At 71.4% G+C, this 24,178-nt stretch carries 17 protein-coding genes; 12 read left to right on the top strand and 5 right to left on the bottom strand.

Annotated features, from left to right (window positions below; genetic code table 11):
* Positions 1-54: 54 nt before the first annotated feature.
* A complete protein-coding gene (locus tag NX794_RS23190; RefSeq protein ID WP_258780688.1) occupies positions 55-1,572 on the bottom strand; it encodes an MFS transporter in 1,518 nt (505 codons plus the stop codon).
* 97 nt (positions 1,573-1,669) lie between these two features.
* On the opposite strand from NX794_RS23190, the gene NX794_RS23185 reads away from it, so the two are divergent.
* Entirely contained in the window at positions 1,670-2,242 is a 573-nt protein-coding gene (locus NX794_RS23185) for a TetR/AcrR family transcriptional regulator (RefSeq protein WP_258780687.1), read from the top strand.
* 63 nt (positions 2,243-2,305) lie between these two features.
* Here NX794_RS23185 and NX794_RS23180 read toward each other — a convergent pair whose 3' ends face one another.
* From NX794_RS23180 to NX794_RS23170, 3 genes are all read right to left on the bottom strand, one after another.
* The gene (locus tag NX794_RS23180; RefSeq protein ID WP_258780686.1) at positions 2,306-2,515 is read right to left on the bottom strand and encodes a hypothetical protein; all 210 of its coding nucleotides are present in this window, start codon (positions 2,513-2,515) and stop codon (positions 2,306-2,308) included.
* Positions 2,497-8,592, bottom strand: coding sequence for a DNRLRE domain-containing protein (locus NX794_RS23175; RefSeq protein ID WP_258780685.1), 6,096 nt, complete (start codon positions 8,590-8,592; stop codon positions 2,497-2,499). Before NX794_RS23175 ends, NX794_RS23180 begins: the two co-directional genes overlap by 19 nt.
* Positions 8,593-8,965: 373 nt before the next feature.
* On the bottom strand, positions 8,966-10,705 hold the full coding sequence (locus NX794_RS23170; protein WP_258780683.1) for a helix-turn-helix domain-containing protein: 1,740 nt from the start codon (positions 10,703-10,705) through the stop codon (positions 8,966-8,968).
* A 164-nt stretch (positions 10,706-10,869) separates the two neighbouring features.
* On the opposite strand from NX794_RS23170, the gene NX794_RS23165 reads away from it, so the two are divergent.
* The 6 genes from NX794_RS23165 to NX794_RS23140 all read left to right on the top strand — a co-directional run bounded on the left by NX794_RS23165 (position 10,870) and on the right by NX794_RS23140 (position 16,920).
* Complete coding sequence (locus NX794_RS23165; RefSeq protein WP_258780681.1) at positions 10,870-11,796, top strand: proline dehydrogenase family protein; 927 nt, start codon at positions 10,870-10,872, stop codon at positions 11,794-11,796.
* 39 nt (positions 11,797-11,835) lie between these two features.
* Positions 11,836-13,467: an L-glutamate gamma-semialdehyde dehydrogenase gene (pruA, locus tag NX794_RS23160; RefSeq protein ID WP_258780680.1), complete on the top strand. Its 1,632-nt coding sequence runs from the start codon at positions 11,836-11,838 to the stop codon at positions 13,465-13,467.
* Positions 13,468-13,529: 62 nt separating this feature from the next.
* Complete coding sequence (locus tag NX794_RS23155) at positions 13,530-14,063, top strand: GNAT family N-acetyltransferase (protein ID WP_258780679.1); 534 nt, start codon at positions 13,530-13,532, stop codon at positions 14,061-14,063.
* Between the two features lie 274 nt (positions 14,064-14,337).
* Positions 14,338-14,469, top strand: coding sequence for a hypothetical protein (locus NX794_RS23150; RefSeq protein ID WP_258780677.1), 132 nt, complete (start codon positions 14,338-14,340; stop codon positions 14,467-14,469).
* Between the two features lie 77 nt (positions 14,470-14,546).
* Positions 14,547-15,590, top strand: a complete 1,044-nt coding sequence (locus NX794_RS23145) for a 3-isopropylmalate dehydrogenase (RefSeq protein ID WP_258780676.1) — start codon at positions 14,547-14,549, stop codon at positions 15,588-15,590.
* 241 nt (positions 15,591-15,831) lie between these two features.
* On the top strand, positions 15,832-16,920 hold the full coding sequence (locus NX794_RS23140) for a branched-chain amino acid aminotransferase (RefSeq protein WP_258780674.1): 1,089 nt from the start codon (positions 15,832-15,834) through the stop codon (positions 16,918-16,920).
* A gap of 9 nt (positions 16,921-16,929) precedes the next feature.
* Here the strand turns inward: NX794_RS23140 and NX794_RS23135 are convergent, their stop codons facing one another.
* Positions 16,930-18,375, bottom strand: coding sequence for a cytosine permease (locus NX794_RS23135; RefSeq protein WP_258780673.1), 1,446 nt, complete (start codon positions 18,373-18,375; stop codon positions 16,930-16,932).
* Positions 18,376-18,532: 157 nt separating this feature from the next.
* Here NX794_RS23135 and ureA point away from each other — a divergent pair, with 157 nt between their 5' ends.
* From ureA to NX794_RS23110, 5 genes are read left to right on the top strand one after another with little or no spacing between them, the layout of a single operon-like run.
* Positions 18,533-19,237 (top strand): urease subunit gamma, encoded by a 705-nt coding sequence (ureA, locus tag NX794_RS23130; RefSeq protein WP_258780672.1) that lies wholly within the window; start codon positions 18,533-18,535, stop codon positions 19,235-19,237.
* Positions 19,234-20,958 (top strand): urease subunit alpha, encoded by a 1,725-nt coding sequence (locus NX794_RS23125; protein ID WP_258780671.1) that lies wholly within the window; start codon positions 19,234-19,236, stop codon positions 20,956-20,958. Before ureA ends, NX794_RS23125 begins: the two co-directional genes overlap by 4 nt.
* A 16-nt stretch (positions 20,959-20,974) precedes the next feature.
* Positions 20,975-22,015 carry an agmatine deiminase family protein gene (locus NX794_RS23120; protein ID WP_258780669.1) on the top strand — a complete coding sequence of 347 codons (1,041 nt, stop codon included), beginning with the start codon at positions 20,975-20,977 and terminating at the stop codon, positions 22,013-22,015.
* A 41-nt stretch (positions 22,016-22,056) separates the two neighbouring features.
* The gene (locus NX794_RS23115) at positions 22,057-22,665 is read left to right on the top strand and encodes a TetR/AcrR family transcriptional regulator (protein WP_258780667.1); all 609 of its coding nucleotides are present in this window, start codon (positions 22,057-22,059) and stop codon (positions 22,663-22,665) included.
* Positions 22,666-22,712: 47 nt separating this feature from the next.
* A complete protein-coding gene (locus NX794_RS23110) occupies positions 22,713-24,014 on the top strand; it encodes an MFS transporter (protein ID WP_258780666.1) in 1,302 nt (433 codons plus the stop codon).
* Positions 24,015-24,178 lie beyond the last annotated feature (164 nt).

Below are 24,178 nucleotides of genomic sequence, written 5' to 3'. Positions count from 1 at the left end.
GCCTGAGGGATTCTCAGCCCACCCCGGCGTCCTTCTCTTTCTCTTCATCCGGCGCTAGTCGGTCTTCCGCAGGGACAGGGCCGCCCCCACCGCGGCCAGCGCCAGCAGCGCGGCCCCCGCGATCGCCGCGCCCCGCATCCCGCTGGTGAAGGCCTCGCGGGCGGTGGCGAGGAGTGTGTCGCCGGCCCGGCCGGGCAGCCGGGCGGCCGTGGCGAGGGCGCCGCCGAGGGTCTCGCGGGCCTGGGCGGGCGCGCTGTCCGGCATCTCGTGGCGGTAGATCGCCGTACCGATGGAGCCGAGGAGGGCCATGCCGAGCGCCCCGCCGAACTCGGTGCCGGTCTCCAGCAGCGAGGAGGCCGTGCCGGCCCGGTCCTCCGGGGCGCTGCCGAGGGCCAGGTCGGTGAGCTGGGAGGTGATCGTGACCATCCCGCAGGCCAGGACCCCGGCGCCGGCCAGCACCAGCCACAGCGAGTCGGTGCCGATCAGGGCGAGCATCGAGAAGCCGCCCGCCATGGCGGCGAACCCGCCGGAGACGACGTGGCCCCGCTTGGCGCCACGCTGTACGAGCAGCGTGGCGAGGGGCCCGGCGAAGCCGATGAACACCGAGGGGACCAGGCTCCACAGGGCGGCCGCCAGCGGGCTCTTGCCGAGCACCGACTGGAGGTACTGCGTGGTGAAGACGGCCGAGCCCAGCATGGCGAGCGCGGCGACCGTGTTCAGGGCCAGCGCGGGGGCGAAGCCGTGGCCCCGGAGCAGGGCCGGCGGGATCAGCGGGGAGGCGCCGGTGCGCTGGCGGTGCGCGAAGAGCACGGCGAAGAGCAGGCCGACCGTCACCGAGACGACGTACAGCGGGTGCCAGCCCTCGGAGGGGATCTCCTTCAGGCCGTAGATCACGGGCAGGACGGCGGCCATCGACAGCGGCACGCTCAGCCAGTCGAAGCGGCCCGGCTCCGGGTTCCTCGACTCGGGCAGCAGGAACGGGCCGAGGGCCAGCAGCAGGACCATCGCGGGCAGGTTGACCAGGAAGACCGAGCCCCACCAGAAGTGCTCGACCAGCAGGCCGCTCATCACCGAGCCGAGCGCGATGCCGGCGGTCATCACCCCGGACCACAGCCCGATCGCCTTCGCCCGCTGGCCGGGGTCGGTGAACATCGTGCGCACCAGGGCCATGGTCGAGGGCATCAGGGTCGCGCCGTCGATGCCGAGGACGGCGCGGGCCGCGATCAGGGTGGCGGCGCTGTCGGCGTACGCCGCGAGCACGGAGGCGCCGCCGAAGGCCGCGGCGCCGAACAGCAGGAGTCTGCGCCGGCCGACGCGGTCCCCGAGGGCGCCCATCGTCATCAGCAGGCCGGCCAGGACGAAGCCGTAGATGTCGTAGATCCACAGCTGCTGGGTGCCGCTCGGGTGCAGGTCGGCGCTGATCGCGGGGGTGGCGAAGTACAGCACGGACACGTCCATCGACACCAGCAGCAGCGGCAGCATCAGCACGGCGAGCGCCGTCCACGCGCGACGCCCGGCGCGGGTGGCGGAGGGGGGTGGTGCGGTCGGGGTGGTGCTCGTCCGGTTCGTCATGCCGAGGAATGTAGGCACGTATTAAACGCTTGTCTAGAACGACCGTATAAATCAGCCGTCTAGGACGTCCGTATGAATCCGGCGGTAGGCTGCGGCCATGGGACACCGTGAGGATCTGCTGGAGGGCGCCAAGCGCTGCCTGCTGGAGAAGGGCTTCGCGCGCACGACCGCGCGGGACCTGGTGAAGGCGTCCGGGACCAACCTGGCCTCGATCGGCTACCACTACGGCTCGAAGGACGCGCTGCTGGCGCAGGCCTACATCGCGCTGGTGGAGGGGATGTCCTTCGAGGACGGCCCGGGAATCACCGGAGCTCCCGGTTCGCTGGAGCGCTTCCGGGAGGTGTGGTCGAACGTCGTCGACAGCATGCGCGAGCCGGGTTCCCTCTGGCGGCTCAGCGTGGAGATCATCGCGATGGGCGACCAACTGCCCGAAGTACGCGACCGGTTGTCCCGCGCGCAGCGCGAGGCCGGCCGGGGAATGGTCTCCCTGCTGATGGGCGTCCCGGAGGAGGGGGTGTCGGACGAGACCGCCGACACCCTGGGCCGGTTCTACGTGACCCTGATGACCGGCCTCATCTCGCAGTGGACCTTCGACCCGAAGACCGCACCGGACGGCGAGGCCCTGACGGAGGGAATGCGGCAGGTGATCGAAGGGGTCGCACAGGGCTGACCCCGCCGAGGCCGGAGTGTGCGTCACCTGGCTTCGACGGGGCCGTCGAGGGTCTCGGTCCGTTCAGTTCGCCCGGCGCCTCACCACCGTTTCTCTCGCCTTGTGCAGGGCGAAACCGATGATCGGTATGAACACCAGGAAGCACACGTCCCGCGCGGCACCGTCCTGCATGACGGCATGCGTCAAGACATCCGAGGCGAGGACGGCGAGGGCGAAGATCAGGGCGTCAGCCGCGTATTTCTTCCAGCTGGCATTCACGTCTTCGCCTTCCACTTCTTGAAGATGTTCCAGATTCTCGCGTAGAACTTCTCCTGCTTCGCCTTGGTTAGTCCGAATCCGGTGAGACAGCCTACGACCGCGCTCCGGATCTTCGTCTTGAGATTGCCCGACTTGAAGAGGAAGGCGACGCACGCCCCGGCGACGCAGTCCGAGATCTCGGTACGGTAGGGCAGCAGGTACGGGGCCCACTCGCCGATCGCCCAGTACACGAAGACCTTCAGGGCACCGCTCAGGCCCGCCTTGAGTACATCCTTGAGCCAGCTCCACATCTGGCCGTCGATGTCCACCAGGTTGACCGGGTCCGAGGGGTAGCCGTAGTGATTCGGCGAGCCCTCCGCGATCGGGTCGGTCTGGAGGAACCGGCCAGTGGCGGGGTCGTAGAGCCGCGCTCCCATGACCGTGTAACCGGACAGCGCGGACTCGGCCCGCCGGCTTCCGCCGAGCCAGCTGTACGTCGCGGCGGTGGTGCCGTCCAGAACGTTGCCGTACTCGTCGTAGTGCACCACGCTGCTCGCGGCACCGGCGTCGAGCGGCTGCCGCACGGTGATGTCGCCGTGCAGGTTCGTGAGCTGGAGGACGATGTCACCGGTGGCGGAGGTGATGACGCCCAGGGAGCCGGTGAGATCCTTGACGTCGCGGCTGACACTGGCGCCCGTCGCGCTCCATGTGGGGCTGTCGGACGGGTCGCCGTAGTGCGCGACGGTCGTGCTCTTCGTGCTCCAGCTGCTGTCCGCGGCCTGGGTCTGGGACTTCTCGACGGCGAGCCGGCCCGCCGCGTCGAGTTCCCGGACCGTACGGTCGGAGCCGGCCGTCTCGGTGTGGACCAGGTCGTTGGTGTAGTAGGACAGGTTCATGCCGCCGCCGGCGGTGGTGCGTCCGAACGCGTCGTACGTGTAACCCGGGCTCACCAGCCGGTCCGCGCTGTCGTAGGTGTACGACGTGACGGTCGTGGTGGTGTCGTCGGTGCCGCTGTCGCAGTCGTCCCTGCCGGCCTTCAGAGAGGTGCGGTTGCTGTTCACGTCGAAGGCGTAGGCGCGGGTGGTGCAGCCGGCGGCAGTGGTGTCGGCGGCCTGGCTGAGGCGGCCGGCGTTGTCGTAGGTGTAGTCGGACCGCGTCGTCGAGCCGTCGGTCTGGGTGTGCCCGGCTACCCGCCCGGTCACGGCGTACCCGGCGGTGTCGGAAACAACGACGGCGCCGTTCGACGCGGTGTACTCGCGGCCGGTCTCCTGGCCGGCCGGGTCGGTGGTGACGTTCAGGCCGTAGCCTCCGGGCAGGGCCTCGGTGGTGAGGGTCCCGTCGGCGTCGTAGGTGCCGGTGAACGTACCCGCGACCGAGTCGGTCAGGGTCTTGACGTCGCCCGCCGTGTCATAGGCGTAGGTGACGGTGGACGGGGCCGAGTCAGTGGTCTTCACCGGCCGGTCCAGGATGTCGTAGGACGTGGTGGTGGTGTTGCCTGCTCCGTCCCCGTAGGCGGACACCCGGCCCAGGGTGTCGTAGCGGTAAGCGATGGTCTGGCCCCCCGAGCCGCGGGTCGCCACCTGCCCGTTGCCCTTGTCGTAAGTGAGGGTGGTCGCGGGGATGGCGGTACCCGTCCCCCCGGTGACCTCGGTCTTCGTCACGCGACCCGCGGAGTCGACTGTGGTGGTGGTCGTCCGGGTCACGTTGTTCGCGGTCTCCGCCTTGGTGGCGACCCGGCCCCAGCGGTCGTAGGTGTAGACGGTGGTGACCGCCTGGGCGGGGTTGTCCCCGCCCCCGGTGATTGAGGCCGCAGGAGCGGTCCGGCACAGCAGCCCCGCCCAGATCACCGAGGCGCAGGCACCGGTGGCGTCCGGGCTGTAGTAGGTATGCTCCAACGTGCCGGCGTCGGAACCGGAGGAGCCGGGGGTGCGGGTCGAGGCCACCCGGCCTGCGCTGTCATAAGCCGTTACCACATGGGTGCTGTCGTCACCGGTGGTCGCCTTCTCCTCGCCCGTGGACCAGTCGTAGGTCGTGGTGACGGTCCGGCTATCCGCGTCGGCGGCGTAGCCCTCGATGGACGCACCGGTCGTCGTGGAGGTGGCCAGACCGGAGACCACGGCGTCACCGGGGCGGTTCTCATCGTAGGTGTACGCCGTGTGGGCGCGGGCGGGGACGACCGTGCCCGCGGCGAGGCGGGTGTCGCCGGAGGAACCGGCCGGCTGCATGAGGGTGACCTCGTGGAGCGGGCCGTACTCGTCGGTGAGGTGCTGTCCGTCCGCCGAGTACTTCGAGACGGTGGCCAACTGCCGGGCACGCTCCGCGGTGGACAGGTCGTCCAGACCGAGTCCGGCACGCTCGCCGGACGCGTCGCCGGAGGTGTCGAGCGCGAGTTCGCGGTTGGCCGCACTCAGTTCGAAGACCGTGTTGCCGTACGTGTCGTGACCGGTCGTGGTGATCGCGCCGCCGGGCTTGGCGGTGTTGGTCTCCTGCCCGTCCGCGTCGATGTAGGTGAGGGTGGCGCGGGTGTAGGCATCCGACGCCAGGTCGCCGCCGGTGCTGGACGACGGCACGGCGTCCGCCGGGAACACGGCGGTGGCGTCGGTCGGCACCTCGTCCTGGGCCCAGCGGGCGACCGTGTCCGCGTCCATTCGGTACGGGGCGCTACCGCCGGAGAGCGGCACGTCGTAGACCACCGTGGTGGCCGCCGTCCCGGACGTGGTGTCGGTCGTGCCGTCCGCCGCCCGCGGCCGGGAGGCGCTGAGCAGCATGCCCGAGCCCGCGGTCAGCGCGGAGCCCGCCTTGCCGTAGGTGAAGGTCCACGGCAGCTCACCCGGCTTGGTGAGGGTGGCCACCCGGCCGTCCGCGCCGTAGGTGTAGGTGGTCTTCAGCGCGGGGCTGATCCGTGGGTCCCACACCTGGCGCAGGTGCCCGGAGGCGTCGTAGGCGTAGGAGGCGACCGTTTCGGCGGTGGCGGCATCGGCACCGGGGTCGGTGGCCCACAGCTTGATCGCCCGGACCTGGCCGGCGTGGTCCCCGGGCGTGGAGTCGGTGGCGGTGGTGCTGTCCGCGTAGACGAACTCCAGTGCCCGGCAGCCCTTGGTTGCAGGGTGTGTTTGGCAGGTGGCCGCCGTGACCGCGTCGCTCGGCGAGATCACGTACTTGGGACGGGCCAGCGTCGTACCGCCCTGGGACACGGTCTCCGAGACCGTGGTCACCTTGGTGTCGTCCGCTGCGGTGGAGGACGACAGCAGCGTCCAAGTCGATGCCGTGTCCGCCGCCTTGGCGAACACCGTGGTGTTGGCGTCCGTGTCGGTGAGCGTGAACGTCGAACCGGACATCGAACCCTTCAGGACCAGGTTCCCGGAGCCGATCTGAGGCGCCCAGCCGCCACCGCTCGTCGCGGTGAAGGCGACCGAGCCGCCGGCCGCCCTGAGCAGTTCCACGGAGGTGCCGGACGTCTTGCGCAGCTGCGTGTAGTCGCCCGCCTGTCCGGTGACCGACGAGACCCAGCCGGGTCCGAAGATCTGCGCCTGGCCCTCGGTGGCGGTGTCGTTCGCGCGCGAGGAGTAGGAACGTGTCACGCTCGCCTCGAAGGCGGAGGCGTCGGGAGCCGACAAGGTGTAGTTGCCGGTGAGTTCGTTCAGCTCGCCGGGTCCGACCGCGGTGGTCGGGGCGGTGCCGGCGTCGCGGTCGAGGGTGACCTCGACGGTCTGGGAGTGGCCGACGGTCGAGCCGTCCGCGAACGCTGCCCGGAGCTGGATCACACCGTCTTCGTCCAGCGAGGCGACGGTGTTCCACACCAGGCCGGTGGCGGTGCCGTCGGTGACGGGGACCGGCCAGGCGGAGACGGCCTTGCCGGAGGCGGTGACGTCACCGGCCGGGACGGTGTGCCAGTCGTCGGTCTCGCCGCGCCGGTACTGCCAGGTGACTCCGGTATAGCTGGTCAGGCCCTTGGCGGCAAGGGTCAGACGGCGGGCAGTGGTGTCGCCGTCCTTGGGGGAGAGGATCGCCGCGCCGTCGGTGCCCACGCCGAAGCTGTAGGCCGTGGTGGACGCGGAGAGATTGCCGCCGGAGTCGACCGTGCGCGCGTAGAGGGTGTGCCAGCCGTTCGCCGGGGAGACGCTGATCGTCGCCGGGTCACCGCCGGTGCCGTCAGTGGTGTCGAGCTTCTTGTTCGGCAGGGCGGAGTTGTCCAGGCCCCAGTAGTAGCCCGCGCCGTCGGTGGCGGAGGTGTCGAGGGTGCAGGAGACGGCCGCGTCGGCCTTCGCGGTCCAGCCGTTCTGCTCGTACTTGTCGCAGGTGACGGTCGGGGCACCGGGCAGGCCGGTGTTCAGCGCGAAGGCGGTGTAGCCGGACCAGGCGCCGTAGTCGGTACCGTCGTTCGCCCGCACCCGGTAGCGCAGGTGTGCGCCGGCCGGGAAGGCGCTCGCGGAGGGGATGGTGATCTTCGCCGTCGAGCCGGACGCCACCGCGGAGGAAGTGCCGGTGTAGGTGTACATCGTGTCGGCGTAGGACGGGTCGGGCGTGATCTCGAACTGTGCCTTGGTGCTGGAGCCGTCGGGGTCGGTGACCGCCGCCGACAGCGTCGGGGTCAGCGAGGTGACGTCACGCCTGCCGTTGTAGGCGTTCACCTGCGACGGCGAGATCGACAGCGAACTCGGCACCGAGGGATAGGAGTTGTAGGTCACCGTCAGATGCGGCTCGACGGTGTTGTCGCCGCTGACGTAGTTCGCCGAGCGGAACCGCCGCCAGGTCAACGGGTCCTTCTCGTCCGCGGCGCGTACCTGAAGGCCGTAGTTGGCACTCCCGTCCGCCCATGCCTGCACCAGCGAGTCGATGTCGAAGTTCATCGTGCCGGCCGGGCAGGAGGAGTTGTAGCCGAGGGCGGCTTTGTTGGTCACCGCGCCGGTCGTGGTGGTCGTCGGCTGGGAGGCCCAGGTCACCGACGAGGACGACCACGACGAAGTGATCCTGCGGACCTGCGTACCCGCGCCGGACGTGGAGCACGTCGAAGAGTAGTACGAGTAAAGGGCCAGATTGGTGTCGGTGATGTGCTTGCCCTTGAACTTCGAGGCATCGAACATCAGGTACGAGCGGGCGACGTCGCTGCCGCTGTCGTACGTACCCGACTTCAGCTCCGCGGAGGAGACCTGGGAGTCGGTGTAGTCCGGGTTCTGCACCCAGGTGTCGGTGGTCACCGCCAACGTGGAGGTCGGGTCGACCGTCACCGGGTAGGTGGCCTTCGCCAGGAAGTCCTTGTCCGGCGTGAGAACCAGGGACTGCTTGCCGCTGTCGTCCGTCTCGATCTTGGTGCTGACCCGGTCCTGGTGTGCGGACTCACCCGACGCCGGGTCCTTGGCGGCGTCCCACATCATGGGCGCGGGTGCCTCGGCGACCAGCTTGCCGGTGGTGTCCTTCAGCAGCAGGTGGCCCGAGTCGGCCTGGGACAGCTTCAGGCCGTTCAGGTCCAGGGGTATCCGGTACGCGACCGTGTCATCGGGCGCCTTGTCCAGGGTGATGTCCTCGGCGAAGCCCTGAGTCAGCGCGGACACCTTCAGGGTCTGCCCCCCGCCCAGCGAGTAGGAGGCGGTGTTGTCCTTCACCTCCGGCGTGGGCAGCGTCGAGGGCCAGCTCAGCCCGAACGACGTCTTGCCCCGGGTCACCGACGCGAGGTTCTGGTCCCCGCCGTCGGACACCGCCACGTCCGCGGCCGCCACCTGCGGGGTCAGACTCGGCCCGGTGTCCGTCAGCGAGGTGTCGACGTCCTCCCAGGCTCCGTCGGCCTGCTTCACTCGGATCGGGCCCTGGTACGTCGTGGTTTGCAACGACCCGTCAGGCAGCACCCACGTCGAGGAATCGGCGTCCCGGTCGGACAGCACCTCGATCTTCCGGTCCTGCAGGCGGGCCATCAGCCGTGCCGACGCCTCGTCCTTCGCCTGCGCCGGCCCCGACGCCTTCACCGCGGGCGTGTCGTTCACCGGCGACGAGTCGGCGGAGACCGCCATCGCCTGGCCGGTGGACTCGATCACGGCAGCCATCTCGACCGCCAGCACCAGTGACACCACGCCCGCTATCCGGCGCAGCCGTCTGCGCGCCGCCGGCGCCGCAGACATACGAAACGGACCCGGAGGCCCCCCCAACCGCAAAAACATCATCGCTCCTTCAGAAAACCTCCACACGGAGGCCGAAGGAAAGGTACACACGTGCGTCTTACCGAATGCCGACCAGCAGGCTGGGCGAGGCTCCGGTCGGCCGGTCGACCGAGCCGGCTTCCGGTGAAATGAGGAGGTTTGCCTTCCGGTTCACGGTTGGTAAGAAGCCGTAGAAAGGTAAAGGATTTCTAAGTAAGTGGCTTTGCAAAGAATTTTCGATAACGCAATCGCACTCCCAATTCCCCGCCGTATCCAGCTCGTTGATGCAAAGCCATGCGACCGGCCGGTGAGTTCGCACTGCCCCAGGGGGCGGAATCCGGGGGGCGCGAGTCGCTCACAGCCGCGCCCGCTTCAGCGCCATGTGCAGCAGCAGCCGGTCCTCCCCGTCGTCCAGGTCCAGGCCGGTGAGCTGCTCCACCCGGGACAGGCGGTAGTACAGGGTCTGGCGGTGGACGCCCAGCTCCGCCGCGGTGCGGCCGGCCTGGCCGGCGCAGTCCAGATAGACCTCGGCGGTGCGGGCCAGCTCGCGGTGGGCGGGGGAGAGCAGGGCACCGGCCACCGGGTCCTGCGCGGACTCCGGGGGGAGCGCGGTCAGCAGCCGGTACGGGCCGATGCCGCGCCACTGGGCGACCGGGCCCAGCCGCGGCTCGGCCAGCGCGGCCCGGGCGGCGGCCTGCGCCTCCTGCCAGGCGTCGACCAGCTCGGCGAGCCCGGCCCGCGGCTCCCCGACCCCGGCGGCCGGCCTGCCGCCGCCACCGAAGGCGCCGGCCCCCCGCGCAGCCACCCCCCGCGCCCCGACGCCGGCTCCTCCTTGCGCCCCGCCGGCCCCGCGTGCGGACGGGCCTTGCCCTCCGGTACCGGCCCCGCGTCCCCCTGCCCGCCGGGCTCCGCCATCGGCTCGGTCCGCCGTCGCTCCTTGCGCTTCGTCAACTCCACGCGCCGCTGACGAGCCTTGCCCTCCGGCGTCGGCCCCGCGCCTGCCCGTGCCCTGAGCCCCGGTGCCGGGCCAGCCTGCCCCTTGGGCTCCGGCATCGGCTCGGTCCGCCGTCGCTCCTTGCGCTCCGTCAACTCCACGTGCCGCCGACGGCCCCTGCCCCTCGCTCCCGGTGCGCGTGTTCGCGCCTCGGGGTCCGGTCCCGGTCCTGCCCGCTGTCGTGGCCTGTGCGTCGGCTCCAGTCCCGCGCGCCCCCGTACCCTGAGCCCCGGCTCCGGGCCGGCCCGGACCTCGGAGCCCGGTGTCGGCCTCCCGCGCTCCCGTGCCCGGGGCGAGTGCCCCGGCGCCTCGGCCCCCCTCCGCCTCCCTGAGCAGCCGGGTCGCCGCCGTCAGGGCCGGGGCCGGAGTGTCCGTCGAGCGGAGGCGGACCAGGAGGGCGAGGCTCCGGGACGTGGTGCCCCAGGGGATGGTGCAGAGGGCCGTGGCGTGGGGGACCGTGCGGGCGGACGGAGCGTCGTCGGGGTCCGCCGAGGGCCAGGGGGCGACGCAGACGACGGTGTACGGGCCGTCCGCCCGGGGGCCGAGGGCGGTGCGCAGCTCGGCCACCGCCATGTCCCGCTGCCAGCCGCGCTCGGCGGTCAGCACCGCCCGCAGCTCCCGGCTCAGCCCGGCCCCGGCCTCCGCCTCGTCGGCGAGCAGCGCGCCGATCCGGCCGGCCACCGCCAGCGCGGCGGTCAGCTGCGCGTCCGTCGGTCCCGGATCGGCCTCCAGCAGCCAGACGTAGCCGAGGACGACACCCCGGTGGCGTACCGGGAGGCAGATCCGGCCCCGGTAGACGCCCGCCTCCGGGCTCGCGGGAATCCGCACCGGGCCGGTCGCCCGGGTGATGCCGAAGCCCTCGAACCAGGACCGCACGGCCGTGGTGGAGCGCCGGGTCAGGATCGACCGGGTGCGCACCGGGTCCAGCGCCGACGGGTCTAGCTCGTCGTCACTGTCGTACGCGCCGAAGGCGATCAGCTCGAAGTCGCGGTTCTCCAGCGTCGCCGGGACGCCCAGCAGCTCCGAGATCTCGTCCACCAGCTCCTGGTAATCGGCCTTGAAAGCCTTGAATTCCGCCGCCACCCGGGCATTCTCCCCCATTTTCCGGCCACCTTCATACATCTGTCTGAGATCCGGTACACGGATGCGTGACAGCTGTCGATGGCTCAGGATCGACATGATCCCTAGGTTTCACGGTGGTTCTCCGTGCCGTACCCGAATCGTCGGGTAGCGGACGTATCGGTGCTTGTCCCTGGAGGTGCCCCGTGCTGGGTCCCGTGATTCTCGCCGCGTCGCGCAGCGACCGGATGCGACGCCTGATCTCGGCGGCCCCGGTCACCAAGCAGGTCGTCGACCGCTTCATCCCCGGTGAGGCCGTGGCCGACATCGTGCCGATCGTCGAGGAGATGACGGCGAAGGGCCTGGAGCTGACGATGGACGTCGTCGGCGAGGACATCACCACCCCGGAGCAGGCCACCGCCGCCCGGGACGCCTACCTGGAGCTGATCGGCCGCCTCAAGGGCCTTGAGCTGGGCGAGAAGGTGGAGATGTCGGTCAAGCTCTCCATGTTCGGCCAGGCGCTGGAGGGCGGCCACGAGCTGGCCCTCGCCAACGTCCGCCCGGTCGTGGAGGCCGCCGCCGCGATCGGTACGACCGTGACGCTGGACGCCGAGGACCACACCACCCTCGACTCGATGTTCGCCATCCACGAGGAGCTGCGGAAGGACTTCCCGCAGACAGGCTGCGTCATCCAGGCCTACCTCTTCCGCACCGAGGCCGACGCCCGCCGTCTCGCCGCGGCCGGCAGCCGCGTCCGCCTGGTCAAGGGCGCCTACAAGGAGCCCGCCGAGGTCGCCTACCAGCAGAAGCACGAGATCGACAAGGCATACGTCCGGATCCTGCGCATCCTGATGGAGGGCGAGGGCTACCCGATGATCGGGTCCCACGACCCGCGCCTGATCGCCATCGCGCAGGAGCTGGCCCACCAGGCCGGCCGTAAGCTCGACGAGTACGAGTTCCAGATGCTGTACGGCATCCGCGGCGACGAGCACCTGCGGCTGGCCGCCGAGGGCCACCGCATGCGCGTCTACACCGCCTACGGCACCGACTGGTACGGCTACTTCATGCGCCGTCTGGCGGAGAAGCCGGCGAACCTGCGCTTCTTCCTGCGCAGCATGATCAGCAAGGGCTGAGCCCGCACACCCGCTCACGTACAAGGAGTTACGGATCTCATGGACGCTGTGACCCAGGTCCCCACCCCGGTCAACGAGCCGGTGCACGGCTACGCCCCCGGCTCGCCCGAGCGCGCCCGCCTGGAGGCCAAGCTCAAGGAGCTGGCCGACAACCCGATCGACCTGCCGATGACCATCGGCGGCGAGCAGCGCATGGGCGGCGGCGAGCCGTTCCAGGTCGTGCAGCCGCACCACCACAAGTCCGTCCTCGGCACCCTGCGCAACGCCACCCGCCAGGACGCCCAGGACGCCATCGACGCGGCCCTCGCCGCCGCGCCGGCCTGGCGCGCGATGGCCTTCGACGACCGTGCCGCGATCATCCTGCGCGCCGCCGAGCTGCTGGCAGGCCCCTGGCGCGAGACCATCGCCGCCTCCACCATGCTCGGCCAGTCGAAGACCGCCCAGCAGGCGGAGATCGACAGCCCGTGCGAGCTGGTCGACTTCTGGCGCTTCAACGTGCACTACGCCCGCCAGATCCTCGCCGAGCAGCCCCCGGCGAACTCCCCGGGCGTGTGGAACCGGCTGGACCACCGCCCGCTGGAGGGCTTCGTCTACGCGATCACGCCGTTCAACTTCTCGGCGATCGCCGCCAACCTGCCCACCGCGCCGGCCCTCATGGGCAACGTGGTGATCTGGAAGCCGTCCCCGACCCAGACCCACGCCGCCGTGCTGCTCATGCGGCTGCTGGAGGAGGCCGGGCTGCCCAAGGGCGTCATCAACCTCGTCACCGGCGACGGCATCGAGGTCTCCGAGGTCGCCCTGGCCCACCGCGACCTGGCCGGCATCCACTTCACCGGCTCGACCAAGACCTTCCAGTACCTGTGGAAGACGGTCGGCAACAACATCGAGAACTACCGCGCCTACCCGCGGCTGGTCGGCGAGACCGGCGGCAAGGACTTCCTGGTCGCCCACCCGAGCGCCGACCGCGCGGTGCTGAAGACCGCCCTGACCCGCGGTGCCTTCGAGTACCAGGGCCAGAAGTGCTCGGCCACCTCCCGCGCCTACATCCCGGCCTCCATCTGGAACTCCGGGTTCAAGGAGGAGTTCGCGGCCGAGGTCGACTACCTGACCATGGGTGACGTCACCGACCTGTCGAACTTCATCGGCGCCGTGATCGACGAGCGGTCCTTCGCCAAGAACAAGGCCGCCATCGACCGCGCCAAGGAGGACCCGACCTGCACGATCGTCGCGGGCGGCTCCTACGACGACTCGGTCGGCTACTTCGTCCGCCCGACCGTCATCGTCTCCACCGACCCGGAGAACGAGATCTTCCGCACCGAGTACTTCGGTCCGGTCCTCGGCGTGTACGTCTACGAGGACGACCAGTACGACGCGATGCTGGAGCAGATGGAGTCGGTCTCCGACTACGCCCTCACCGGCTCGGTGATCTCCAGCGACCGTGCCGCCGCCGCGTACACGATGGAGAAGCTGCGCTTCGCGGCCGGCAACTTCTACATCAACGACAAGTCGACCGGCGCCGTCGTCGGCCAGCAGCCCTTCGGCGGCGGCCGGTCCTCCGGCACCAACGACAAGGCCGGCGCCCCGCAGAACCTCCTGCGCTGGACGCTGACCCGCGCCATCAAGGAGACCCTGGTCGCGCCGACCGACTACGGCTACCCGCACATGGGCTGACCTCCGGCCCCCGTGCCCCGTATCCCCGCACCGGCCGCGACCGGTGCGGGGATACTCGCTTCATGACCCCTTCCCTCCGACTGGCCCACACCGCCGACCTCGGCCCCGCCGAACTCCGCGCCGCCCGCGCCCTGCTGGACGACGCCTTCGACGGCGACTTCTCCGACGAGGACTGGAACCACGGACTCGGCGGAACGCACGCCCTCGTCTCCGACGCCCGCGGCCTCGCCGCGCACGGCTCCGTCGTCATGCGCCGGGTGCGCTGCGCGGGCCGCTGGCTGCGCACCGGGTACGTCGAGGCCGTCGCCGTACGCGCCGATGTCCGCCGCACTGGGCTCGGCGGGCGGGTCATGGCCGAGCTGGAGCGGATCATCGACCGCGGCTACGAACTGGGCGCCCTGTCCGCCAGCGACGAGGGCGCCCTCCTCTACACCGCCCGGGGCTGGCGGCGGTGGGACGGCGAGGTGCACGTCCTGTCGCCCGAGCGGGGCGTCGTACGGCTGCCCGACGAGGAGGACGACCTCTTCGTACGGGGCGTACCGCACGACCCGGGACCCGCGCTGGTCCTGGACTGGCGGGATGGCGACGTGACCTGACGGCCGGCCCGAGTGTGTGAACACCCAGCTCAGGGCGGTGTGACCGGCTCGGCCGTCTCAGATAGTAGGAAGTCCGAGTAATGATGCAGACAGAGTCGACTCGCTCGCTTAGTTTGGGAGGAGCCGAACGTCTCGCTCGATCCAGCGAATGGCGGTCGTGAGCCGGGCCCCGTGCAGGCAACCCCTGTGGCCGGTGCTCCCCGCCCCTCCGGCGTCTCGTAACCCCTCATGCCGTGCTCCGCGTCCGCCGCGGTTGCCGAAGGAGTCGATTCCCATGGCCGAGACGACCGTCCGCCGCCGGGTCCGCCACGCGACCCGTGCCACCGAGTCCGACCGCAAGAACGCCGCCGCCGCCCTCCAGCGCGCCCTGGACCGCCGGGACAACGGCGGCGAGACCGGTCACTGAGACCCCCCACCCGGCACGCCTTGTCCGCATCGCGGACAAGGCGTGTCATCACCTGGGACGAGGAGTAGGGTGCCGACATGTCTCGCAGCATCAATCTCGCAGTGATCCCCGGTGACGGCATCGGCCAGGAGGTCGTGGCCGAGGGTCTGAAGGTCCTCTCCGCCGTCCTGCCGCAGGATGTGAAGCTGGAGACCAGGGAGTACGACTTCGGCGCCAAGCGCTACCACGCCACCGGTGAGACCCTCACCGACGCCGACCTGGACGAGCTGCGCCGGCACGACGCCATCCTGCTCGGCGCGATCGGCGACCCGTCGGTGCCCTCCGGCGTGCTGGAGCGCGGCTTCCTGCTCAGGCTCCGCTTCGCCTTCGACCACCACGTCAACCTGCGTCCGTCGAAGCTGCTCCCGGGTGTCGCCACCCCGCTCGCCGGCCAGCCGGAGATCGACTTCGTCGTCGTCCGCGAGGGCACCGAGGGCCCCTACACGGGCAACGGCGGCACCATCCGCCAGGGCACCCCGCACGAGGTCGCCACCGAGGTCTCCGTCAACACGGCCTACGGTGTCGAGCGTGTCGTCCGCGACGCCTTCGCCCGCGCCCAGGGCCGCCCGCGCAAGAAGCTCACCCTGGTGCACAAGAACAACGTGCTGACCTTCGCCGGCCACCTGTGGACGAACGTCTTCCACCGGGTCGCCGAGGAGTACCCCGAGGTCACCACGGAGTACATCCACGTCGACGCGGCGACGATCTACCTGGTCACCGACCCCGGCCGGTTCGACGTCATCGTCACCGACAACCTCTTCGGCGACATCATCACCGACCTCGCCGCGGCCGTCTCCGGCGGCATCGGCGTCGCCGCCTCCGGCAACATCAACCCCGGCCGCGCGTTCCCCTCCATGTTCGAGCCGGTGCACGGCTCGGCCCCGGACATCGCCGGACAGGGCAAGGCCGACCCGACCGCCACCGTGCTGTCCGTCGCCCTGCTGCTGCGCCACCTCGGCTACGACGCCGAGGCCGACCGCATCGACGCGGCCGTCTCGGCCGACCTCACCGAGCGGGCCGGACTCGGCACCCGGAACACCGCGCGGATCGGCGACGCGCTCGCCGCCCGAGTAGCCGGCTGACCCGGCGCTCCACCCCCACGAGCCGCCGGGTCACCACGCCCGGCGGCTTCCCTGTGTCCCCGCCGGGTGCCACCATCGACCCCTGGGCCGCCTTCACCCCGATTCCGTCCGCCGTCCCGCCCGCGCGATAATCGAACGCGGAGCCGCGGTATGAGGGAAAGCTCGGACGTCCTAGCACTGACGACTGGCAGTATGGGCGTGAGCGCGGCCCGTCACTACAACCGGTGAAGGACAACCACTCATGACGACGCCCACGATCGAGCTCAAGCCGTCCGCCTCCCCCCTGGCCGCGGCGGAGCGCGAGGCGATCCTGGCCAACCCCGGATTCGGCCGCCACTTCACCGACCACATGGTGACGATCCGGTGGACCGAGGGCCGCGGCTGGCACGACGCGCAGCTCGTCCCGTACGGCCCGATCTCCCTCGACCCCTCCACCGCGGTGCTCCACTACGGCCAGGAGATCTTCGAGGGCCTGAAGGCGTACCGGCAGCCGGACGGCTCGGTCGCGGTGTTCCGCCCCGAGGCCAACGCCCGCCGCTTCCGCACCTCCGCCCGCCGCATGGCCATGGCCGAGCTGCCCGAGGAGCTGTTCATCGCCGCGCTGGACGCGCTGCTCGGCCAGGACGCCGACTGGGTGCCGCCGCACGGCGGCGAGCAGTCGCTGTACCTGCGGCCGTTCATGTTCGCCACCGAGGCCGCGCTCGGCGTGCACCCGGCCAACGAATACCTGTTCATGCTGATCGCCTCGCCGTCCGGCGCCTACTTCGCCGGCGGGGTCAAGCCGGTCACCATCTGGGTCGCCGAGGACCACGTCCGCGCCGTCCCGGGCGGCACCGGCGACGCCAAGACCGGCGGCAACTACGCCGCCTCCCTGCTGCCGCAGGCCGAGGCCGCCGCGCACGGCTGCGACCAGGTCGTCTACCTCGACGCGGTCACCCGCACCAAGGTCGAGGAGAGCGGCAGCATGAACGTCGCCTTCGTGTACGGCGACCGGATCGTCACCCCGTCGCTGACCGGCTCGATCCTGGAGGGCATCACCCGTGACTCCCTCCTCCAGGTGGCCCGCGACCTCGGCTACACCGCCGAGGAGGGTGTGATCACGCTGGAGCAGTGGCGTAAGGACGCGGCGTCCGGTGCGCTCACCGAGGTGTTCGCCTGCGGCACCGCCGCCGTCGTCACGCCGATCGGCCACGTCAAGACCAAGGCGGACGCCTGGACCCACGGCGACGGCAACCCCGGCCCGGTCACCCTCCGGCTGCGCGAGGCCCTGCTCGGCCTCCAGCGCGGCGTCACCGAGGACACCCACGGCTGGATGCACCGGATCGGTTAGCAGGATCGGCTAACGCTCGACAGTTGTGGTCAGGGCCGCCGCGGACTCTTCGAGAGCCGCGGTGGCCCTGACGCCTTCCCGGCGCGGCGCCGACAGCAGGTACACCGCCCCGCCGACCAGCCCCGACAGCAGGAAGCTGCAGTCCACGCCGCCGGTCAGCCGCAGCAGCGGGCCCTCGTACTCCGGCAGGGAGACCGCGAGCAGGCCGACGGTCGCGCCGGCCGCCCAGGCGAGGGTGGCCTGGACGTTCCAGCCGGCCCGGTACCAGTAGACGCCGCCCCGGGAGCGGCGGTTGAAGACCTGGAGGGCGTCCGCGTCGTACACCCCGCGACAGCGGACGAAACCGATGAGGGTGACGACCGCCCAGGGGGTGCCGATCGCGGTGAGCAGCAGCACGAAGGAGGTCATCGCGGACTGCGCGTCCCACGCGTAGTGGCCGACGAAGACGCAGGCGGTGGCGACGACGGCGACCGTGTAGGTGGCGCGGGCCCGGGAGGCGCGCGGCAGGATCGCGTCCAGGTCCAGGCCCATGGAGTACAGCATCAGACCGGCGTTGCCGACCGAGCCCGCGGAGGCCGACAGCAGCAGCGGCACCAGGTACCAGGCGGGGGCGGCGGCGACCAGCGGGCCCGCGTAGTCGCCGGCGGCGTGCGCCGCGTACGCCGTGAAGGTGCCGAAGAGCTGCGGGACCAGCAGGCCGAGGACCAGACCGAGCCAGGTGGCGTGCAGGACCTTGCGGCTGGAGTGGCGGGCGGGGGAGATGTAGCGGGTGTAGTCGCCGAGCAGGGTGATGAAGGCGATCGGCCCCGACAGGCCCGCCGCCACCACCGCGAGGAACCAGGTCGGCCAGAACGAGCCCAGCAGGTAGCCGCCCGCGTCCGGCAGCGCCGAGGTCGTGAAGTGCGGGGCGTAGGCGAGGATCCCGAGCAGCAGCAGCGCGGTCATGCCGACCGCCAGCACCCGGGACATCGCGAGCAGCACCCGGTAGCCGTAGACCGCGCCCGCCACGGTCGCCGCCGCGAGCAGCCCGTAGACCACGGCGTACGACACCCCGTCCGCGGGCAGCCCGAACAGCCGGCCCAGCACGCCGAGCATCACGTCCCCGCCGATCCACACGGTCAGCGCCGTGTAGCCGAGGGCGAGCAGCAGGCCCACCACCGAGCCGACCAGTCGGCCCCGCACGCCGAACTGGGCGCCGGAGGAGGTGGACAGGTTGGTCGCGGTGCGCAGCGAGACCAGCGCGAGCGGCGCCGTGAACAGCGTGCCGGCCACCGTGCCGGCGGCGATCGCGCTCACCGACGTCCACCAGCCGAGCCCGAAGGACGGCGGCAGCCAGCCGAAGATGATCACGCCGAGGCAGAGGTTGGAGCCGAGCAGGATCGAGACCAGGTCGCGCGGCCCGCTGGTGCGTTCCGGGTCCGGGATGGTGTCGACTCCGTGCTGTTCGATCGGCATGGCTGGTCTCCTTCGACGGCCGCCTACGGGATGATGCGTCGGGTTTGAGCGACGCTCAATGTGACGTGAAGTCCCCGCCCGGGTCAATGCTTCTGTTTCATGAATTCTGTGTTTAGAGTGGTGCTCTAACTTATGGATGGCAAGGAGGTGCCGCGTCGTGAGACTGACCCCCACGGAACGTGACCGGCTGCTGCTCTTCGGAGCCGCCGAGCTGGCCCGGGCCCGCCGGGCGCGCGGCCTCAGGCTGAACGTCCCGGAGGCCACCGCCCTGATCGCGGACACCGTCTGCGAGGCCGCCCGGGACGGCAGGCGGCTCGCGGAGGCCGTCGAGGCGGCCCGCTCGGTGCTCGGTCCCGAGGACGTGCTGCCGGGCGTCGCCGACGTCGTCACCGAGGTGATGGTCGAGGCCGTCTTCGACGACGGCTCCCGGCTCGCGGTCGTCTCCGACCCCCTCGGCGGCGGCCTCGGCTCGGATGCCCCCGGCGCGCTGCTGCCGGGCCCCGCGCACGCCGACCCCGAGCCGGTCGTGCGGCTGCGGATCACCAACACCGCGACCGTGCCGGTCTCCGTCACCTCCCACTTCCACTTCTTCGAGGCCAACCCCCGCCTCGACTTCGACCGCGCCGCCGCCTACGGCATGCGGCTCGCCGTCCCCGCCGGGTCCTCGGTCCGCTTCGGGCCGGGCGAGAGCGAGGAGGTCGGGCTGGTCCCGATCGGCGGCGAACGGATCGCGATCGGCTTCGCCGGCCTGGTCGACGGCCCGCTGGACGCGCCGGGCGCCCGCGAGGAGGCCCTGCGCCGGGCCGCCGCCTGCGGATACCTGGGGGCAGCGAGCACCACCGAAGGGGGCGAGACGCGATGAGCCGTTCCAAGGGACGCGAGGTCAGCCGGGCGATCCACGTCGACCCGGGGGCCTACGCCGCCACCCACGGCCCCCGCGCCGGCGACCGGATCCGGCTCGGCGACTCCGGGCTGACCGTCCGCGTGGAGTCCGACTCCCAGCGCTACGGCGACGAGTTCCTGGCCGGCTTCGGCAAGACCGCCCGGGACGGACTGCACCTGAAGGCCGCCGCTGTCCGCGACACCTGTGACGTCGTGATCAGCAACGTCGTCGTGATCGACGCGGCGCAGGGCATCCGCAAGGTCTCCCTCGGCATCCGGGAGGGCCGGATCTGCGCGATCGGCCGGGCCGGCAACCCCGACACCCTGGACGGCGTGGACGTCGTCGTCGGCACCGGCACCTCCATCGTGTCCGGCGAGGGCCTGATCGCCACGGCGGGCGCCGTCGACACCCACGTCCACCTGCTGTCGCCGCGCATCATGGAGGCCTCGCTCGCCTCCGGCGTGACCACCATCATCGGGCAGGAGTTCGGACCGGTGTGGGGCGTCGGCGTCAACTCGCCCTGGGCGCTGCGGCACGCGTTCAACGCGTTCGACGCCTGGCCGGTCAACATCGGCTTCCTGGGCCGGGGTTCGTCCTCGCACGCCGCCCCGCTGGTGGAGGCGCTGGCCGAGGGCGGCGCGAGCGGTTTCAAGGTGCACGAGGACATGGGCGCCCACACCCGCGCCCTGGACACCGCGCTGCGTGTCGCCGAGGAACACGACGTCCAAGTGGCCCTGCACAGCGACGGGTTGAACGAGTGCCTGTCGGTCGAGGACACCCTCCGCGTGCTGGAGGGCCGCACCATCCACGCCTTCCACATCGAGGGCTGCGGCGGCGGACACGTCCCCAACGTGCTGAAGATGGCCGGCGTCCCGAACGTCATCGGCTCCTCCACCAACCCGACCCTGCCCTTCGGCCGGGACGCGGTCGCCGAGCACTACGGCATGATCGTCTCCGTCCACGACCTCAAGCCCGACCTGCCCGGCGACGCCGCCATGGCCCGCGACCGCATCCGCGCCGGCACCATGGGCGCCGAGGACGTGCTGCACGACCTGGGCGCGATCGGCATCACCTCCTCCGACGCCCAGGGCATGGGCCGGGCCGGCGAGACGGTCCGCCGCACCTTCGCGATGGCCGGCAAGATGAAGGCCGAGCTGGGCCCGATGGCGGGCGACGGCGAGGGCGACGACAACGCCCGCGTGCTGCGCTACATGGCCAAGCTGACCATCAACCCGGCCATCGCGCACGGCCTCTCCCACGAGGTCGGCTCCATCGAGACCGGCAAGCTCGCCGACATCGTGCTGTGGCGCCCGGAGTACTTCGGCGCCAAGCCCCAGCTCGTCCTCAAGTCCGGCTTCCCGGCGTACGGCGTGGTCGGCGACCCCAACGCGGCCACCGACACCTGCGAACCCCTCGTGCTGGGGCCGCAGTTCGGGTCGTACGGCGCGACGGCCGCCGACCTCTCGGTCGCCTTCGTCGCGCAGGCCGCCGTCGACCAGGGCAACGACACCATGCCCACCCGGCGACGACGGGTCGCGGTGCGCGGCACCCGGGGCATCGGCCCCGCCGACCTGCGCCTGAACGCCCGGGTCGGCGCGGTCGACGTGGACCAGCGCACCGGTCTGGTCACCCTGGACGGCGACCCGCTGCGCTCCGAACCGGCCGACTCCGTCTCCCTCAACCGCCTCTACTTCCTCTGAGAACACGGGACTTCACATGACCACCCCTGCCGCCGACGGCTTCCGCATGCCCGCCGAATGGACCCCGCACGAGCGCACCTGGATGGCGTGGCCGGGCCCCAACCCCACCTTCGAGGATCCCGAGGACCTGGCCGCCTCCCGGCGCGCCTGGGCCGCCGTCGCCCGCGCCGTGCGCCGCTTCGAACCGGTGACCGTCGTCTGCGGCCCCGGCCAGTCCGCCGAGGCGCGGGCGCTGCTCGGCCCGGACGTCGACACCGTCGAACGCGAGCTGGACGACGCCTGGATGCGGGACATCGGCCCCACCTTCCTCACCGACGGCACGGGCCGACTGGCCGCCGTGGACTGGACGTTCAACGGCTGGGGCGCCCAGGACTGGGCGCGCTGGGAGCACGACTCCAAGATCGGCGCGTTCGTCTCCGACCTCGCGGGCGCCCGTACGTACGCCTCGACGCTGGTCAACGAGGGCGGCGCGATCCACGTCGACGGCGAGGGCACCGTGCTGCTCACCGAGACCGTGCAGCTCGGCCCCGAGCGCAACCCGCACTGGTCGAAGGCCGAGGTCGAGGCGGAGATCCACGCCCACCTCGGCACCAGCAAGGCGATCTGGCTGCCGTGCGGCCTGACCGGCGACTACCCGCCCCACGGCTTCGGCACCCTCGGCCACGTCGACATCGTCGCCGCCTTCGCCCGCCCCGGTGTCGTGGTCGCCCACCACCAGCCGGACCCGGCCCACCCCGACCACGAGGTCACCCGGGAGGTCATCGGCCTGCTGAAGTCCGCGACCGACGCCCACGGCCGCCCCCTGGAGGTCGTGGAGGTGTCCGCCCCCACCGCCCTGGAGGCCGACGGCCACTGGGCCGACTACTCCTACATCAACCACTACCTCTGCAACGGCGGAGTCGTCCTGTGCGGCTTCGACGACCCCCGCGACGAGATCGCCGCCGGCATCTTCCGCCGCCTCTTCCCCGAGCGGACGGTCACCCTGGTCGACGCCCGTACGATCTTCTCCGGCGGTGGAGGCATCCACTGCGTCACCCAGCAGCAGCCGAAGGCCTGACCCCGCAGGAGCAGCCGAAGGCCTGACCCCAGGAGCAGCAGATGACCGGTGCGGCCCGTGCGCGCAGGAACGCGCCGCCCCGAGAGGACGTCCTCGCCGCCGCCATGGACATGATCGCCGAGCGCGGTCTGGAGAAGCTCACCATGGCGGGGCTCGGGCGCGAGGTCGGGATGAGCAGCGGGCATCTGCTGTACTACTTCCGCTCCAAGGACGAACTGCTGCTCCAGGCCCTGGAGTGGAGCGAGGGGCGGCTCGGGGCCGAGCGGTCCCGGCTGCTCAGCGGGGCCGGACCGGCCGCCGAGCGCCTCGCCGCCTACGTCGACCTGTACGTCCCCGAGGGGCACCGGGACCCGCACTGGACCCTGTGGCTTGAGGTCTGGAACCGGTCCCAGAACGCCGACGACGACGCGCGCACCCGGCAGGCCGCCATCGAGGGCGCCTGGCACCGGGACCTGGTCGCGCTGATCGCCGAGGGCGTCTCGCGCGGGGAGTTCCGGCCGGTCGACGCGGACCGCTTCGCGACGCGGCTGCGGGCCCTGCTCGACGGCTTCTCCATCCACGTCGCCATCGGCCTGCGCGGCACCGACCGCGGCCAAGTGCTCCGGCACGTCCGGGAGTTCCTCGCGGAGGGGCTGGCCGCGACTCCCTAGAGCCCGGGGAGGAATCGTTCGCTCCGCCCCCGGGCAGGTAAGGCCGCATGGGACGTCATCACTGGAAGAAGATCTGGGTCGGGTCGGCCGGGAACATGGTCGAGTGGTTCGACTGGTTCGTGTACGCCAGTTTCGCCACGTACTTCGCGGGCGCGTTCTTCCCGCACGGCAACCCCACCGCCCAGCTCATGAACACCGCCGGCATCTTCGCCGTCGGCTTCTTCATGCGCCCCGTCGGCGGCTGGCTGCTGGGCCGGGTCGGCGACCGCAGGGGACGCAAGGCCGCGCTGACGCTCACCGTCTCCCTGATGTCGGCCTCGGCCGTGCTGATCGCGATCGCGCCGACCTACACGGTCGCGGGGTACGGCGGCGCGCTCGTCCTGCTCGTCGCCCGGCTGCTCCAGGGCCTGTCGGTCGGCGGCGAGTACGCGGCCAGCGCCACCTACCTCACCGAGGCCTCCGAGCCGGGCAGCCGCGGCTTCGCCTCCAGCTTCCAGTACGTCTCCATGACCGCCGGCCAGATCCTCGGCCTCGGCCTCCAGATCGTCCTCCAGCGCACCCTGTCCGACGCGGCCCTGCACAGCTACGGCTGGCGCATCCCCTTCGTCGTCGGCGCGCTCGGCGCCGCCGTCGTCTTCTACCTGCGCCGCACCATGCTGGAGACGGAGGTGTACGCGGAGGACACCTCGCACGCGGAGGAGCGCGGCACCCTGCGCGCCCTGTGGCGGCACCGGCGCGAGGCGTTCCTGGTCGTCGCCCTCACCATGGGCGGCACGGTCGCCTACTACACGTACACCACCTACCTGACGAAGTACCTCTCCAACTCCGCCGGGCTGCCGAAGCAGACCGCGACCCTCGTCTCCTTCACCGCGCTGATCGTCTTCGCCTGCCTCCAGCCGCTGGCCGGACGGCTCTCCGACCGCGTCGGCCGCCGTCCGCTGCTGATCACCTTCGCGGTCGGCTCCACCCTCCTCACCGTGCCGATCATGACCCTGCTGCGGCACGCCGACGGCTACTGGCCCGCGCTCGGCCTCTCCCTGCTCGCGCTGGTCGTCGTCACCGGCTACACCTCCATCAACGCCTGCGTGAAGGCCGAGCTGTTCCCGACCGGCGTCCGCGCCCTCGGCGTGGCCCTGCCGTACGCCCTCGCCAACGCCCTCTTCGGCGGCACCGCGGAGTACGTGGCGCTGTGGTTCAAGAACGCCGGCGTCGAGTCCGGCTTCTCCTGGTACGTGGCCGGCTGCGCCGCCGTGTCGCTCGTGGTCTACCTCTCCATGCGCGAGACGAAGGACCTGGACCTGGCCCGCGCCGACGAGGCCGAGGAGTCCAGCCTGACGACCGCATCCTGAGACGGGACGTGAGCCGGGGGCGGGGCTGTGCCAGACTTCCCCCGTGTTCTCGTTCGCCATGATTACGGGCAACAGGCGCGCCGGTCCGCAGTGACCACCTCGTACGACCAGGTGCGGGTGGCCATCGTCGTCCTCGACCCGCGCGCAGACCTCTCGCACCCGCG

It is taken from the genome of Streptomyces pyxinicus, assembly GCF_024753135.1.
In the GTDB taxonomy this organism is placed as follows: Bacteria; Actinomycetota; Actinomycetes; order Streptomycetales; family Streptomycetaceae; genus Streptomyces; species Streptomyces pyxinicus.
This window is presented reverse-complemented; position numbering and strand designations above follow the sequence as displayed.